15 protein-coding genes are annotated in these 16,064 nt (G+C 60.9%); 6 read left to right on the top strand and 9 right to left on the bottom strand.

The genetic code is table 11. The features are described from left to right. Window positions 1-30: 30 nt before the first annotated feature. Window positions 31-225 carry a hypothetical protein gene (locus tag CAK95_RS18510; RefSeq protein ID WP_086089251.1) on the bottom strand — a complete coding sequence of 65 codons (195 nt, stop codon included), beginning with the start codon at window positions 223-225 and terminating at the stop codon, window positions 31-33. A 194-nt stretch (window positions 226-419) separates the two neighbouring features. On the opposite strand from CAK95_RS18510, the gene CAK95_RS18515 reads away from it, so the two are divergent. After that, window positions 420-1,412 (top strand): alpha/beta hydrolase, encoded by a 993-nt coding sequence (locus tag CAK95_RS18515; RefSeq protein WP_086089252.1) that lies wholly within the window; start codon window positions 420-422, stop codon window positions 1,410-1,412. A 148-nt stretch (window positions 1,413-1,560) separates the two neighbouring features. Continuing rightward, a complete protein-coding gene (locus CAK95_RS18520; RefSeq protein WP_086089253.1) occupies window positions 1,561-2,517 on the top strand; it encodes a sensor histidine kinase in 957 nt (318 codons plus the stop codon). Between the two features lie 140 nt (window positions 2,518-2,657). On the opposite strand, the gene CAK95_RS18525 is transcribed toward CAK95_RS18520, so the two are convergent. Continuing rightward, window positions 2,658-3,149 carry a YciE/YciF ferroxidase family protein gene (locus CAK95_RS18525; protein ID WP_086089254.1) on the bottom strand — a complete coding sequence of 164 codons (492 nt, stop codon included), beginning with the start codon at window positions 3,147-3,149 and terminating at the stop codon, window positions 2,658-2,660. Between the two features lie 301 nt (window positions 3,150-3,450). Between CAK95_RS18525 and CAK95_RS29640 the strand changes: the two genes are divergently transcribed. Continuing rightward, window positions 3,451-3,618: a hypothetical protein gene (locus tag CAK95_RS29640; protein WP_183044151.1), complete on the top strand. Its 168-nt coding sequence runs from the start codon at window positions 3,451-3,453 to the stop codon at window positions 3,616-3,618. A gap of 62 nt (window positions 3,619-3,680) precedes the next feature. Here CAK95_RS29640 and CAK95_RS18530 read toward each other — a convergent pair whose 3' ends face one another. From CAK95_RS18530 to CAK95_RS18555, 6 genes are all read right to left on the bottom strand, one after another. Then, window positions 3,681-5,462: an SLC13 family permease gene (locus CAK95_RS18530; protein ID WP_086089255.1), complete on the bottom strand. Its 1,782-nt coding sequence runs from the start codon at window positions 5,460-5,462 to the stop codon at window positions 3,681-3,683. 210 nt (window positions 5,463-5,672) lie between these two features. After that, complete coding sequence (locus CAK95_RS18535; protein ID WP_198343739.1) at window positions 5,673-6,989, bottom strand: TRAP transporter large permease; 1,317 nt, start codon at window positions 6,987-6,989, stop codon at window positions 5,673-5,675. Then, complete coding sequence (locus CAK95_RS18540; RefSeq protein ID WP_086089256.1) at window positions 6,986-7,522, bottom strand: TRAP transporter small permease; 537 nt, start codon at window positions 7,520-7,522, stop codon at window positions 6,986-6,988. The genes CAK95_RS18535 and CAK95_RS18540 overlap by 4 nt, the downstream gene beginning before the upstream one ends. A gap of 181 nt (window positions 7,523-7,703) precedes the next feature. Further along, entirely contained in the window at window positions 7,704-8,834 is a 1,131-nt protein-coding gene (locus tag CAK95_RS18545) for a C4-dicarboxylate TRAP transporter substrate-binding protein (protein ID WP_157699675.1), read from the bottom strand. A gap of 241 nt (window positions 8,835-9,075) precedes the next feature. Then, complete coding sequence (locus tag CAK95_RS18550; RefSeq protein ID WP_086089258.1) at window positions 9,076-10,275, bottom strand: FAD-dependent oxidoreductase; 1,200 nt, start codon at window positions 10,273-10,275, stop codon at window positions 9,076-9,078. Further along, window positions 10,272-11,381: a 5-methyltetrahydropteroyltriglutamate--homocysteine S-methyltransferase gene (locus tag CAK95_RS18555; RefSeq protein ID WP_086089259.1), complete on the bottom strand. Its 1,110-nt coding sequence runs from the start codon at window positions 11,379-11,381 to the stop codon at window positions 10,272-10,274. The genes CAK95_RS18550 and CAK95_RS18555 overlap by 4 nt, the downstream gene beginning before the upstream one ends. A 147-nt stretch (window positions 11,382-11,528) precedes the next feature. Here CAK95_RS18555 and CAK95_RS18560 point away from each other — a divergent pair, with 147 nt between their 5' ends. The 3 genes from CAK95_RS18560 to CAK95_RS18570 all read left to right on the top strand — a co-directional run bounded on the left by CAK95_RS18560 (window position 11,529) and on the right by CAK95_RS18570 (window position 15,093). Continuing rightward, window positions 11,529-12,239 carry an alpha/beta fold hydrolase gene (locus CAK95_RS18560; RefSeq protein ID WP_280949823.1) on the top strand — a complete coding sequence of 237 codons (711 nt, stop codon included), beginning with the start codon at window positions 11,529-11,531 and terminating at the stop codon, window positions 12,237-12,239. Between the two features lie 113 nt (window positions 12,240-12,352). Next, on the top strand, window positions 12,353-14,695 hold the full coding sequence (locus CAK95_RS18565; protein ID WP_086089261.1) for a xanthine dehydrogenase family protein molybdopterin-binding subunit: 2,343 nt from the start codon (window positions 12,353-12,355) through the stop codon (window positions 14,693-14,695). Next, on the top strand, window positions 14,692-15,093 hold the full coding sequence (locus tag CAK95_RS18570; RefSeq protein WP_086091507.1) for a hypothetical protein: 402 nt from the start codon (window positions 14,692-14,694) through the stop codon (window positions 15,091-15,093). The genes CAK95_RS18565 and CAK95_RS18570 overlap by 4 nt, the downstream gene beginning before the upstream one ends. Before the next feature lie 85 nt (window positions 15,094-15,178). Here the strand turns inward: CAK95_RS18570 and CAK95_RS18575 are convergent, their stop codons facing one another. Further along, a complete protein-coding gene (locus CAK95_RS18575; RefSeq protein WP_147413444.1) occupies window positions 15,179-15,901 on the bottom strand; it encodes a hypothetical protein in 723 nt (240 codons plus the stop codon). Between the last annotated feature and the right edge of the window lie 163 nt (window positions 15,902-16,064).

Raw genomic sequence — 16,064 nt, forward strand, 5'->3', positions numbered from 1 at the left:
ATTACCCCGGTTCGTTGGGCAACAACTCTGTCACCGCAGCAGATAGGGCAGGAGCCGAAGAAGCCCGATCGTCATCGCTGCGCCGATGATAGCGAGTACGAAAATCCCAAGCAGCGGTTTCACGTCACGGGTCTTGGAGGCGTGTGAAAGCTTGGGCAATCGTTTGATCGGCTCGTGCACTCTTTGTCTCTGATCCTTGTCCTGATCCTTGGGCTGGCCCTTCACCGATCCACCGGGATCGCGCCTCCATGCCTTAGACCTCTGGCCGCGAGGCGCCGGCCGAACAATCGGAACATGATGCCGCCCCTTCCTGGTCGTTTGAAACCGACTGTATCAAGGCTAAGCCTTTGCACGCAAACGATCTTGTGTGATCATTCGGGGTCGCCGATCGCGACTTGAACGAAAGCCAGGAGATCGTCATGGTGCGCCCGCCACTCTCTTTTGCATTGAGCCGCCGTACCGTCATGACAGGAACTGCCAGCATACTCGCCGCTTCGTCGATCCCCGCTTCCGGCCAGCAGGCCGCGCCGGCCAAAGGGCCGGCCGTATGGCTCGACATGGACCAAGCCCAGCTCGATGACGCCTATAATCAGGCGAAATATGCGCCGAACGTCCGGCAGGTGGTCGGTCGCTATCGTACCAATAGCGATGTCACACGTTCGCGCCTTGGTGCGCCCAAGCGGCTTGCTTATGGCCCGTCACCGGTGGAGGGGATGGATCTTTATCCGACGAAGCAGGCGAATGCGCCGATCCAGGTCTTCCTGCATGGCGGGGCATGGCGGGCGGAGGTTGCCGCCTATTATGGCTTCCCGGCGGACATGTTCGTCGCTGCCGGTGCGCATTACATCTCGGTCGATTTCACCAATGTGGTCGAGACCAAGGGCGATCTGATGCCGATGGCTGAGCAATGCCGTCGGGCGGTGGCCTGGATCTACAAGAACGCAGCCAGCTTTGGCGGCGATGCCAGCCGGATCTATCTGTCCGGTCATTCGTCCGGTGCTCATCTCGGCGGCGTGGTAATGGTGACCGATTGGGAAAAGAATTTCAGCCTGCCCAAGGACACAATCAAAGGCGCGATGCTGGTCTCGGGCATGTATGACCTCAAGCCGGTGCGGCTGTCGTCGCGTTCGTCCTATGTCACCATCACTGACGAGGTGGAGCATGCATTGAGCGCGCAGCGCTATATCGACAAGCTGAATGCGCCGCTCGTGGTCGCTTATGGCTCGCTGGAGACGCCGGAATTCCAGCGGCAAAGCCGTGATTTTGCCGACGCCGTGAAGACAGCGGGCAAGCCCATACAGCTCATGCGCTGCGACGGCTACAACCATTTCGAAGTGATCGAGACATTCGGCAATCCACATGGATTGCTCGGACATGTCGCCTTGCAGCAGATGAAGCTGATCCCGGCCTGATACGCGCCGCTCCTTGCCGCTTTGTGCCGTGCGCCTATGTCTTTTTACATAAAATGTGCGTTGATCTCGCCGTCTTTCGGCAAGATGCGCATTTGTAGAATGTGACTATCGAATCACGGCTGATAATATCTGCCGGGGGGCCCGTCAGATGCTGGCCGAGTGGTGGCGTCGCATTATCGACCGTGCTTTCGCGCCTTACTCGGTGAGCGCGTTTGCATTCGCGATCGGCTGCGTCGCAGTGGCCACCGGCGTGCGCTATGCGCTGGGGTGGATTCACCCCGCCATCGTGCCGCATGCCGCGTATTTCCCGGCGGTGATGCTCGTCGCGCTGGTGGCGGGAACGCCGGCGGCAATTGTTGCAACGCTACTGTCGATCCTCCTTGCCGCGACCCTTTTTGTGCACGAGGGTGGAGAGCTTGGAGTTCTCAATAGCACATTCTTCGCGCTCTCCAGCATCCTGATCATCGTGGTGGCGGAAGCCTACCGGCAATTGCTGCATCGCTATCAGCAACAGGAGCGTCAGAAGAATCTGATGCTGCGGGAGCTGGAGCATCGTGGCAAGAACATGCGTTCGATGGTCGAGGCGATCGTGGCGCAAACATTGCCGGATGACCCGGATGCGGCGCAGACCATCATCGGGCGTATTCGCGCGGTCTCATCGACCAACGACATCATCAGCCATGCGGCCGATCTGCACGCGGATCTGCGCACGCTCATCCGTGCGAAATTCGAGCCGTTCGGCCCTTTTCGGGCCAGCCTCGAGGGTCCGAAAATCACGCTGCCAGCGGACCCCGCCCGCAATCTGTCGCTGGTCTTTCATGAACTGGTGACCAACGCGATCAAGCACGGAGCCTTGTCGCGCGAAGAGGGGCGGGTGGACATTTCTTGGCGGGTGAGTGGCGGCAATCTCATCGTCACGTGGGCCGAGCGCCACGGACCGGAGATATCGCCGCCCGCTGAACGCGGCTTCGGCTCGCGCCTCATTGTCGGCTGCATGAAAAGTCTCGGCGGCAGCGTTGTCGCCGATTTTCCGCCGACGGGTCTTGTCTGTGTGATTTCCATTCCGCTCAAGACAGCCCCAGTCGAGACCGAGGCTGCCCCATAGATCACGGTGATTTTGGATCGTATCGATCCAAAATCATAAACGTGCTCGATTTTATACGTTAGAGCATGATGTCGTCCGAAGACCGCTTCGCACTTTTCGACATCATGCTCTAGTCGCGGGCAAAAAATTTTGCGCCTCAGTCAAGCGGCCATCTGATTAAGCGAACTCTCGGCCAGCCTGGTGAGTGTCAGGTCGGTGTTTTTTTCTTCCTCGAGGGTCTGCTGCAGGAGTTCCGCCGCCTCGGGCATGCCGAGCTGTTCGGCCCAGGCGATCAGCGTGCCGTAGCGCGAAATCTCGTAATGCTCGACCGCCTGCGCGCCGGAGAGAAGGCCGGCGTCATGCGCGTCGGATTTCTTGAAGTCCTTCATGACTTCCTGGCCTTCTTCAACAAGACCGAGAATGGCCGGACAGGTTTTGCCGCGTGCGGGCTTTTCGATCAGTTCGAACACCTGCTCCAGCCGGTCGACGTGTCCTTCGGTTTCCTCGTAGTGCTTCTCGAAGGCAGCGCGCAATTCTTCCGAATGCGCGGCTTTCGCCATCTTCGGCAACGCCACAAGAATTTTCTTCTCGGCGAAATACATGTCTTTCAGCGTTTCGTGGAAGAGGCTCTCAAGATTCTTTTCGTTGGCCATGACGGTTCTCTCCGGGAAGGGGGATTACCGCTCGTGAACGCATGGTGGTGACGAGAGTTCCCAAGCGAGGCGACAAAAGTCATCTGCCACTCCACTGCGCCGAGAGAATTGCGCGGTATCGAACCAGGCCCGTGGCCAATCGTTATTGCATCGGCGATGCCGATGGAGTCCCACCATGCAAATGAACGGTTTACGGCGCTTCGGGTTTCTCTGGGTGACTGGTGGCTTTTTCGTCATCTCGCTACTGGGGCACTGGGTGTTTGGCTAGTTCGCCTATGTGGACGAGCAACTGGCGCTCCGAATGGAAGCAAAGCTCGATGCCATCCTGATCGCGGTCGACAAGGCCGGTGGCGAGCAGGCGGTCAAGGATATCGATGCGACCTATCTGGGCCGCGAAACCGACGAGGGCTATAAGCGGCGGTTGGCGGCAGCGGAAGAAAAGGGGCGGTCGTCAAGCGATCGCGCCTGATACATCCCGCGCAAAATCCTGCCCGGCAGCGCACCGGTAAAGTGGCGGCGTTTGCCGCAGCGTCAGTGCGGTACGAGCGGCCAGAACAATGCAATCAGCGGCACGCCCGCAACCACGACATAGATCGAGAGCGGCAAACCCAGTTTCCAGTAATCTGTGAACTGATAGCCGCCCGCGCCCATGACGAGCGTATTCGATTGATGGCCGATGGGAGTCAGGAAATCGCAGGCCGCGCCGATGGCCACCGCCATCAGAAACGGATCGGGCGACAATCCGAGGGTCTTGGCAAAGGTTGCCGCGATCGGGCCCATCACGAGAACCGTTGCGGCGTTATTGAGGAACGGCGTCACTGCCAGCGCTGCCACCATGATGAGGGTAAGGGTGCCGATCGGCGGCAATTGCGTTGCGACGGCACTGAGCCATCCGGCGATGACATCTGTGCCTCCGGTGGTGCGCAATGCATCCGAAACGGGGATCAGCGTGCCGAGCATGATCAGGATCGGCCATTCCACCGCGTCATAGGCTTCGCGCAACGACAACGATTTCAACAGGATGATGACGGCGGCCGCAGTAAAGAAAGCTACCGCGATCGGCAGCACGCTCACAGCGACCAGCAGCATCGCGACCGCCAGCACCAGCACTGGGATGAGACCGCGTCGTCCGCGTCCGAGCGACAATCTGCGTTCGGCCAGCGGCAGCACGCGCAAGTCGCCAAGCGTTTCCGGCATGGTTTTGATATTCCCCTGCAGCATGATGACGTCGCCCGGCTGGAAGCGAACGGCGCGCAGACGATGGGCGATGCGCCGGCCGGCACGGCTGACGGCGAGGAGATTGATCTGAAAATGATCGTAGAGCCGCACCGTCACCGGCGTGTTGCCGACCAGCGAGGATTCCGGCGTGACGATGCCTTCGATTACGCCGATATCGTCGGATGGCGTATCCTTGTCCTTCGTCACCTCGTTGCGTACAAGCTTCAGCTTTGCAGCGCCGACGATGCGTTCGAGCGCGTCCGGGTCACCCTGCAGGATGATGATATCGCCGGCACGCAATTGCACACCGCCGGTCGGCGAGGAGTTGCGTTGCCGCCGCCGCAGGATCGCAAGGACCTCGACCTCGTTCTCGCTCAGCGTCTCAAGCTCCCTCACGGTCTTGCCGACGAACTCGGAATTTTCCGGCACGCTGACTTCCGTGGTGTAGCCTTCAAGGTTGAAGGCAGCGTCCAGTGAGGCGGCGCCCTTGCGTTCAGGCAACAAACGCCAGCCGAATGCCAGGAACGCGACGCCGCCGATCGCGAGCAGCACGCCGACCGGCGCGAAGTCGAACATCTGGAACGGTTCGCCGAGAATTTCCTGGCGCACACGTGAGACGATGATGTTCGGTGAGGTGCCGACCAGCGTGACAATGCCGCCGAGCAGCGAGCCAAACGCCATCGGCATCAGCATGGCGGAGGCCGGGGTGCCGGTCCGCCGCGCGAGCTGGAAGGCCACCGGCATCATCATCGCCAATGCGCCGATATTCTTCACAAAGCCCGACAAGGCGGCAACGACGGCCGTCAGCACGAAGATCTGGATGGTCGGTGTCGTCAGCCATGGCGCGATCGGCCGCACGGCCGCTTCGATCATGCCTGAACGCGCGACGGCGGCGCTGACGATCAGCGCGCTGGCGACGATGATGACGATGTCGTCGGAAAAGCCGGAGAAGGCCTTGTCATAGGGAACGATGCCGGTGAACAGGCAGGCCAGCAGCGCCAGCACTGCGACTATGTCGTAACGAAGCCGCCCCCAGACGAACAACCCCATCATCGCGGCCAGGATCGCGAAGGCGAAGATTTGCGGTGTCGTCATGAAGCGGTCCGCGCGGCAATGCGCAAGGTAACGCTGGCGGCCAGACGAAGTTCCATCAATGCCGTCATTCCGGGGCGCATGCAAAGCATGCGAGCCCGGAATCCATAATCACAGCTGCGGCGTATGGATTCCAGGCTCGCGACACGCAGGCAAGATAACGCTGGCTGCGTAAACTTGCTAGCGCTGTCGCGCCCCGGAATGACGAATGAACTAATTCATCGTGCTCGGTAGCCAGAGCGAGATCTGCGGGAAGGCGATCAGTAAGGTCATGATCACCACTTCACAGGCCAGGAACCAGTAGCAGCCGCGGAAGATGGTGGTCAGCGGGATCTGATTGTTGAGCGCGCCGGACACCACATAGATGTTGAAGCCGACCGGCGGCGTCAAAAGTCCGATGCCGATATATTTCACCACCAGCACGCCTAGCCAGACGAGATCGAGATCGAGAGCCGCAAACATCGGTACGAAGACCGGGATGGTGAGAAGGATCATGCCCAATGGATCGAGGAACATCCCGAGGATCAGGTAGATGACCGATATGGCGACGACGAGCAGCAACGGATCGAGCGCCCATGTGCCAACCAGTTCGGTAAACAGCGTCGCGCTGCCGGAGAGAGCGAGGAACTTGGTGTAGATCACAGCGCCGATGCCGACGAATAACAATTGCGCAGTGGTGCCGATCGCGTCCTTGAAGCTCTCGATGAGGCCGCGCAGCGACAGCTTGCGTTGCGCGAAACCGATGAGAATCGCGATCAAGGCACCGGCGGCGCCGGACTCGGTCGGCGAGACGACACCCCAATAGAGGCCGCCCATCACCGCAACGATGAGAACGAGTATCGGCCAAATGTCGCGCAACGACGCCCAGCGCTCGCGCCACATGTCATTGCGGTTTGGGAATTCCACTGGCGGCCCAAGCTTCGGATTGAGCCAGCAGCGCACGACGATCATGATCATGTAGACGCCGGCGGTGAGCAAGCCGGGAATGATGCCGGCCAGCAGCAATTTCGAAATCGAGACTTCCGCGAACACGCCGTAGATCACGAACAAGATGCTCGGCGGGATCAGCGCGTCGAGCGTGCCGCCCGATGCGCAGACGCCGGTGGCCAGCGCCTTGTCGTATTTGTTCTTCAGCATTTCCGGCACGGACAGCCGCGCCATGACGGCGGCGGCGGCAATGCTCGAGCCGGACGCGGCGCCAAAGCCCGCGCAGGCCCAGTTGGTCGCGACCGCAAGTCCGCCGGGCAGGCCTCCAAACCACGCATAGGCCGCGCGGAACAGCCCTGCGCCGATGCCGGAATTGGACGCGACCGCGCCCATCAGAAGGAACATCGGAATTGCGGACAGATCCCAATTGGCCGCGAACACGAACGGCGTGTCGCGCAGCACGCTGAGCGCGACGTTGAAATTGCGCAAGTACCACAGACCGAGAAACGCGACACCGCCCATCGCAACGCCGATCGGCACACGCAATCCGATCAGGATCAGCATCATGACGATGCTGGAGCCGGCGACCTGCAGTGTTGTCACGCGATCTCTCCCGCGTTCTGGATCTCGTGCGCGGGGGGCGTCTGTGGGCCCTTGATGATGTCGTCGATGATCTTGAGGACCAGATAGAGCAGCATCAAGCCGCTGGCGACCGGCGGAACCCAGCGGCTCGGCCACACCGGCAGAAACGTGGTGCCAGCCTGCCAGACTTCATGGATGCGGGTTTGTCCGATCGCCTGCGAGCCGGTCTGGTAGACGAACAGAGCGAGATAGGCGACGACGAGGATCTTCACGACGACATCGAGCCAGTGCGCGACCGGTTTCGGCATCAGCCGGGTAAAGATATCGACCGAGATGTGACTGTCGTTCCTGGCGAGATAAGCCCAGGGAAGGTAAGTCACGATCACCATGTAATAGGCCGACACGATTTCGGTGGTCCCTTCGATGGGACGACCGAAAAAGGTGCGGCCAGTCACATCCGCGCTGACCTGCAGCATCATCAGGAAACCGGCGATCAGTGCGATCCAGAGGAAGATCTGGATCGGCCATTCAAGCCATTTGAGCAGGCGGTCCATCACGGTATCGGCCTTGCATTCAAGTGAACGGTCACCCTGAGGAGCCGTGCGGCAGCACGGCGTCTCGAAGGGCGACGGCCCAATTGGTGGCCGTGCATCCTTCGAGGGTCACGCGCTTTGCGCGTTCGCGCCTCAGGATGACAGAGTTAGATCTGGCGGCCCGCTCCACCACGATTTGGGCTTACAACTTGCTCAGATCGACCTTGGAATAAATTTCCTTGTCGAGCAGATCGGCCAGCTTGTCGATGTCGCGGCCAACGGTTCCGGAAAGCTTGCGCCATTTCTCGACGTTCTTCTCATAGGCGTCGATGATCGCGCCGGGGTCTTTCAGCCCGAAATTCTTGCCGACCTCGATATTGCGGGCCCGTTCGCCCTTCTTGTATTCGGATGTCACCTTTTCGAAATCGGCGTCGGGCTTGATCATCTGCACGCCCTTATCCTTGATGACGGTCTGCAGGCCCTGTTCCTCGGAGATGATGAAATTGCCAATCATCATCTTGGCGCTCATCCAGGCGGCCTGTTTCATATGCAGGCGCTTCTGCTCGGGCGTGAACTTGTTCCAGGTGTCGCGGTTCAGGAACATGCCGATAGCGGGGCCGGTGATGCCTAGCGGCGCATCGGTGACATATTTGGCGAAATCGGCATAACCGAAGGTGCGCAGCCAATCCGCGATGCCATGCTGGCAATCGAGACCGCCGCGCTGCAACAGGCTGACCGCTTCAACCAGCGTTGCGCCGACCGGCACCGCGCCTGCGAGCTTGAACATTTCGGCATTGCCGCCGGTTGCGCGCACCCGCTTGCCCTTGAGATCGGCGAGTGACTTCACCGGCTCGCGGCAGGCGAGCACATAGGCGGGTGTGGTCCAGCCGCCGAGCGGCACGGCGTTCAGCTTTCTCACCTCGTCAAGGCAATCCGGACAATTGAAATAGACCGTCTCCATCGCGGCGGCGGAGGTCGCGATCACGTCGTTATGGCCGACGATCACGGTCGAGTAGATTATGAACAAGGCCGGCACCGTATTTGGCACATAGGTCGGTACCGCAAGACCGCCCTGGATCAGCCCATCCTTCACGGCGGTGAAGGTGGTCTTGCCATCGGCCAACTGACCGCCGGGCACCAGCTTCCACTTGATCTGTCCGTTGGTTTCCTTCTCGATCGTCTTGAACAGGTCCGGCATCACTTGCGCGTTCTGGTATTCGCGCGCCGGTGTCCAGCTTCCGAAGATGAGTTCTTGTGCGTTGGCATGCTGCGCTGCCAGAAGGCTGGCAGCCAGAGCCATGCCGCTGAACGATATCGAACGATGTGCGATCATCGTTTTTCTCCTCCCTGTGTGTGCCGACTTTTCGGTTCGGTCTTTTGGTGTCTTGGGGACAAGGCTATCGTTGGATATCCAACAATTCAATCGGCCTTCGCGCATAAAGTGGTGGCAAATCTCACCCGTCATGGCCCGGTTTCGCTCGTCATGGCCGGGCTTGTCCCGGCCATCCACGACTTGGCTTTTGGGAAGAAAGACTTGGATGCCCGGCATAAGGCCGGGCAAGACGGCGGTGGGATTACTGATTTGGAATCCCAATCGGGTTGCCCACCAGCTTGTAGGTCATGGTGAGGGCGGTGCGCTGGAACTGCGTATCATTGTGCAATTGCTGCAGCCGCTCGAAATCGGCCTTTTTCCTGCCGGGATCAGCTTCGGTCATCCGGCGCTTGTTTTCCCTGGCGGTTGGGCCGGTGACCTCGAGGAACACACGGCGCCGCTCGTTCGAATAGCGGTCGAGCAGGTTGTCATCTGCCGTTTCCTTAATGACCGCGGGCAGGGCATCGCCCAACAGGCCGCCATCCAGCAGGCCGGATGTCAGCCCAAGCCCGCCGAACGGATTGCAGACATGGGCGGCGTCGCCTGCCAGCAGCACACGGCCGACGCGAAAGCTCTCCGCACAACGCTCGTGCACGCGGAAGGGCGAGAACGCTTCCAGCTCGTAATGGCCATCATCCGGCAACAGGTGTTTGTAATGTTCGGCGATGCGTGCCGCGATGCTGTCCTCCGGCAGTCCGGCATCCTCGCCATAGGTGACGCGCCACAGGCCATGGCGATCGACCTTCACGATCACCGCCCAATGCACCGGGTCGATGATGAAATTGGCGCGGGCATAGCCGCGCGCCTCGAAATCGTAGACAAGATTGGTCGAGACCAGCCGCTCGGGATGGGTATAGCCATCGAACGATAAGCCGAGCGCGCGGCGCACGGTGCTGCTGCCGCCATCGGCGCCGACCAGCCAGTCGCAGCGAAGCTCATCGCTCCCGCCGTTCGATTCAATGGTGAGGGTCACGCCATCGGCATCCTGCGTCAGGCCGGTGACGCGTGTGTTCCAGCGCACATGCGCGCCAGGGATCGCCAGCAGATTCTTCAGGATGACGCGCGCCAATTCATGCTGCGGCATGTGCAGATTGTATGGATAGGCCGTGTCCTCGGACGTCAGCACCGACATGCTGGGTGCGGCTAGGATTTTTCCGTCAATGGTGCGGAACTGATAATCCTGCTTGAGGATGCCGGCGACCTTCAGCTCATCCAGCAATCCAAGCCGGTCGAGCATCTCCACGGTCGGCGCATGATACACCACCGCGCGCGGCCAGCGGATGATGTCCGGTTCGCTGTCCAGCACCAGAACCGGAATACCGGCCTGGGCGATCTTTAGAGCTGTGACAAGGCCGACGGGCCCGGCACCGGCGACGACAACGCCTCTGAAAGTCTCACTCATGCGTCGCCCCAGACCTCGCGTGCGGTCTCGACGATCAGTTTGAGCTTGGCGAATTGTTCGTCGATTGAGAGAAGGTTACCTTCCGATGTCGAAGCAAAGCCGCATTGCGGCGACAGGCAAAGCTGTTCGAGCGGCGCGAATTTCGCCGCTCTGTCGATGCGGCGCTTGAGATCGTCCTTGCCCTCGATCACGCCCGACTTGGTGGTGACGAGACCGAGCACCACCATCTTGCCTTTCGGCAGGAACCGCAGCGGCTCGAAACCGCCCGAGCGCTCATCATCATATTCGAGGAAGAAGCCGTCGACATTGAGCTGGTTGAACAGCGCGTCGGCGACGTGTTCATAGCTGCCTTCCGCCATCCAGGCGGACTTGTAATTGCCGCGGCACAGATGCGTGCAGATTGCCATGCCGGCAGGTTTTTCAGCGATCGAGTCGTTGAACAGCTTGATGTAGCGCAGATGCTGGCTTTCCGCGCCTTCACCCAGCATGGCGCGGCGGGCCGGATCGTTGAGGAAGGCGAGGCTTGTATCATCGAGTTGCAGATAGGTGCATCCGAGCGCGGCGAGACCGGCAATCTGCTTGCGATAGATTGTCGCCAGATCGTCGAAGAAGACATCCCAGTCCGGATAGACATCGCGGTCGACGCCGCGACCGGCCGGATAATGCATCATGCTGGGCGAGGGGATGGTGAGCTTCGGCGTTGCCTTGGCTACCGACTTCAGGAACTTGAAATCGTCGGCAAAGATGGTGTGATCGAGACGCATGCGCTCGCCGATGCGGTAGGCGACGAATTCGAAATCGATGCCGCCCTTGTCGGAGCGGAACGGGACCTTGACCTTTTCCTTGAGCTGCTCGACGCCGCCAATAGAATATTTGAAATCCATGAACCAGTCGATGCGGCGGAACTCGCCATCGGTCACCGATTGCAAGCCGACATCTTCCTGGCGCCGCACCACCTCGCGAATCGCGTCGTTCTCGATGTCACGCAGTTGTTCGACAGTGATCTTTCCGTTCGCGTGATCGTCACGCGCTTGCAGTAACGATGCGGGCCGTAAAAGGCTGCCGACATGATCGGCACGAAAAGGCGGCGTCGTGCGTGGAGGCATTCCGGTATTTCCTTGTCAGCGTTCCTCGGATTTTTTGTGTTTTCATAGCGCAGCGATGCGAGGGTGCCAATTGGAATGGGGTTCACGCGCTTGCGGCGGGACCGGAATCCTTGCAAAGGTTTGATGGGCAAACACGGAGAAGAGAGAGTGGCAACGATTGTCGTCGCGCACGGTGCGTGGTCATCGGCGTGGGCATGGAAAAAGATGCGTCCGCTGCTTCGGGCGGCGGGACACGATGTCTTTACGCCGAGCTACACGGGCCTTGGCGAACGCGCGCATCTGTCGTCGCCGGATATCGGGCTCGACAACCATATCGCCGATATTCTCGCGGTGTTCGATTACGAGGACCTGCGCGATGTCGTGCTGATCGGCCACAGCTATGGCGGCATGGTCGCAACTGGGGTCGCCGATCGCGCCCAGGGCCGTGTCGCGCAACTGATCTATCTTGATGCCTTCGCCCCGCGCGATGGGCAGAGCCTGTTCGATCTGGTGGGACCGGAAACCGAGGCGAGGATGCGCAAGGGCGCCGAGGAGACCGGCGAGGGCTGGAAGGTGCCGGCCAATCCCATGCCGCCGGACACCGCACCGGAGGATGTGGCCTGGGCGACGCCGAAGCGGCGGCCGCAGCCGGTCAAGACCTTCGAGACCAAGATCCGGCTGTCGTCCCGGTCGATGCCGCCGCGCAGTTACATCTATTGCACGCGCATCGCACCGCAGGATTTTTTCGGACAATTCGCCGCGCGGGCCAAGTCCGAAAGCTGGGGATATGTGGAGATGGACGCCAGCCATAATCCTCATATCACCGTGCCGGAAGAACTTCGGGATGTGCTGCAGGGGATGATCGACGGGAAGGCGTGAGGCTGCTTGTGCATCATGGCGGCATTCCCGCCCTGATGCGCCTGCCCACATGACGAGGCGGCCCGAAGCGGGTAAGACAGGGTTCCTCTTTCGATCCCTTCTCAAGTTCCGGCATGACATACCGCTTCATTGGCAAATCGCTTCCGCGTACCGAAGACCTTCGCCTTGTCCGCGGCCTTGGCCGCTACACTGCTGATCTCGCTCCCGCAAATTCCCTGCGTCTGTTCATGGTGCGATCGCCCCATGCTGCGGCCCGTATCGTCAGCATCGACACGTCGGCCGCCGAGGCGATGCCCGGTGTGCATCTGGTGCTGACCGGCGAGGATCCGGAGGTGGCGGGGCTCGGCAGCATCCAGTCCAAGGTCAAGCGCAAGGCACCGGATGGATCGCCGAATTTCGAACCGCCGTATCTGCCGCTGGCGCGGGACCGGGCCCTGTTCGTCGGCGATGCGGTCGCCGCGGTGTTTGCCGAGACGCTGGATCAGGCCAAGGACGCCGCCGAGCAGATCGCCATCGAATGGGAGCCGCTGCCGGCGATCACCGAGACGCGGACCGCGGCCGATCCCGATGCGCCGCAGCTTTGGCCGCAGGCGCCGAACAACACCTGTTTCCTGTTTGACGCCGGGAATCGCAAGGCGGTGGACGAGGCGCTGGCAAAGGCCAGGCACAAGGTCAGTTTCACCTATGTCATCAACCGCATCACCGCGGTGACGATGGAATCGCGCGCGGCGCTTGCAACCTACGATCCGGCGGCCGAGACCTATACGCTCTATTGCGGCCTGCAGAACCCGCACGGCGTGCGCGAACAGCTTGCGGCCGATATCTTCGACATTTCCGGCAATCGCGTGCGCGTGGTTGCGCCCGATGTCGGCGGTGGCTTTGGCCTCAAGGAAGCGCCATTCCCCGAATATGTGACGGCCATGGTCGGCGCCCGCGTTACCGGCCGGCCCGTGCTGTGGATGGGCGAGCGCGGCGAAAGCTTCCTGTCGGACTTCCATGCGCGCGACAATTATTCGACCACAACGCTCGGCCTCGATGACGGGGGGAATTTCCTGGCGTTGAAAGTCGATACCACGGCCAATATCGGCGCTTACATTTCGCCGATGGGCCTGCATGTTTCGACCAACAATCTCGGCGGGCTCGCCGGCGTCTATCGTACCCCGCACATCCATTCGCGTGTCACTGGCGTTTTCTCCAACACGCCGCCGACCGCGCCCTATCGCGGGGCCGGCCGTCCCGAAGCGATCTACGCGATCGAGCGTGTGATCGATCTGGCCGCGAAGCGCCTCGGCATGGATCATCTGGAATTGCGGCGCAAGAATCTGATCGCGCCCGAGCAGATGCCGTTCGATACGAAATTCGTGTTCACCTACGATTCCGGCGAATTCGAACGCAACATGGACGATGCGCTGGACCTCGCCGATTGGGCCGGCGCCGACAAACGCAAGAAGGACGCCAAGAAGCGCGGGCTGTTGCGCGGCATCGGCATCGCCAATGCGATCGAGATTTCCGGCGGTCCGGCAGCAGCGCCGAACCCCGAAGCCGCGGAAATCAAGTTCGACTCCACCGGCGGCGTGGTCGTGTCGATGGGCACGCATTCGCACGGGCAGGGGCACGAGATCAGCTTCGCGCAGATCGTCGCGGACTTTCTCGGTCTCGAAACCTCCGATGTCAGCGTGCGCTATGGCGACACCGACATGATCGAATTCGGCGTCGGTACTTTCGGCAGCCGCTCGATGATTACCGGCTCGAATTCGCTGCGCATTTCCGCCGACCGCCTGATCGAGCGCGGCAAGAAGATAGCGGCTGCACATTTCGAGGCCGATGCCGGCGATATCGTCTTTGAGGCTGGCCAATTCGCGATTGCGGGCACCGATCGCCGGGTCAGCATCAAGGACGTTGCCAAAATGTCCTATACCTTGCGCGATCCCAGCCTAAACCGCGAATTCGGTTTTTCGGAAAAAGTGATCTCGGCGCCGAAGGCAGCAACCTTTCCCAATGGCTGTCACGTCTGCGAAGTGGAAATCGATCCCGATACCGGCGTTTGCAGGATCGTCAATTACGTGGTGGTCGACGATGTCGGCCGCGTGGTGAATCCGATGCTGGTCAAGGGCCAGGTGCATGGCGGCGTGGCGCAGGGCGTCGGCCAGATCCTGTTCGAGAACATCGCCTATGACGAGGACGGCCAGCTTCTGTCCGGATCGTTCATGGATTACGCGATGCCGCGCGCGGCGCATTTTCCCGAATTCATCTGCAAGGCGAACGAAGTGCTGACGCCGAACAACCCGCTCGGCGTGAAGGGCGCGGGCGAGGCGGGAACAGTCGGCGCGCTGGCGGCGGTCATCAATGCCATCGTTGATGCGCTGTCGCCGTATGGTGTCGAGCATATCGAGATGCCGGCGACGCCGGAGCGGATATGGCGCACGATCCGGGAGGCGGAGGCCGCGCGGCCATGATCGGGCGATGTTACGCGCATGTCATCGCAATACTTGCAGCGATGGTGAGCGCCTGCGCATCGGCGCCGCCGTCGGTAATGAGCGGTGAGCCGAATGTCGCGCCGGTCAATTACAAGACCGAGATTCTCGCTTATCTGCGGACCTATCTGAACAACCCGACTGGCGTGCGCGAGGCTTTCATCACCGAACCGTCATTGATCACGGTCGGCGGTACGCAGCGCTATGTGTCGTGTCTGCGCTTCAATGCCAAGAATTCGATCGGCAAGTATGAAGGCAGCAAGACCAGGGTGGTGGCGTTTCTGTCCGGCCGGTTCGACACGCTCGCGTTGGCGCGTGGTGAGCAATGCAAGGATGCCAACTGGCAGCCATTCCCGGAGCTTGAGAAGCTGCAGCGGTAAACCACTCTCCGTTCATTCCCGCGCAAGCGGGAATCCAGAAAAGACTGGGTCCCCGCTTTCGCGGGAACGAACGGAGACAAACTTATCACGCCCGCATGAAGACCCGTGCGGCGGCAAAGGCGGCGACCGCACCGCCGATGACGAACAGGATCGAATCGAACCATGGCGCCTGCGGGAGTGCTTTGACGCTGTCCGCAAAAGCGGCAAAGCGGTTGGCTGGCGTGGTGCTGTCGCCGTTGTCTCGCCGCGTGGCACGCCCATCCGTGCCTGCGAAGGCGACCGCTTGCGCGCGCGCTTGTCCTTCGGCCGGCTGCAGCGGTGCGGCAGCGCGATCGAGCTCACTCAGCTCGTCGGCCTCAACGATCTCTTCTTCACGACCTGAAGTCGGGAGCAGACGATCGGCTTTCCCGGCGACGCGCATGAAATCATGCGATGGCAATTGCGTCATCGCTTCGGGGACTTCGCTCCTGGCCGTATGGGCCTGGGGCCAGATCTGGATGAAGGGCGTGAGCGGCGCCAGCACCTGTGACGATTGTTCAGGCGATGTTTCGCTTGCGTCCTCTGTCTTCGTTTCTTGCACCCGTGTGCTTTTCGTCCGTTGGCGTTTCCGTGTTGCCGCAGCGGCGGCGCTCGGCTGCAGCCAGCGCGCGAAAGTTTCGGCGGCGCTCGGCGCATTCACAATGAGATTGTCCGGACTGGGCTGCGTCGGAGCGTTGCTTCCAGGCGTCCCGGGCAAGGCGGCAAAGAGGACGGCGAAGACGGCAACGATGCGGGCGATATTCCTGCGGAAGAATGATGCAATGAACAACGGCGAAGTGTCCCCAAATATCCTGTTGAGCCAAACCATCCCGCGTCCCTCCCGGTTGTTGGCCGACGGGAATTGACACTCCGGGAGGTGACCGGAGAGGGGCGGTTTCAAGGAATTTTCGGTTCAAAAGCGGCTGGAGGCGGGCAAGTTATCCACAGGGCCG

Source organism: Pseudorhodoplanes sinuspersici, assembly GCF_002119765.1.
Lineage (GTDB): Bacteria > Pseudomonadota > Alphaproteobacteria > Rhizobiales > Xanthobacteraceae > Pseudorhodoplanes > Pseudorhodoplanes sinuspersici.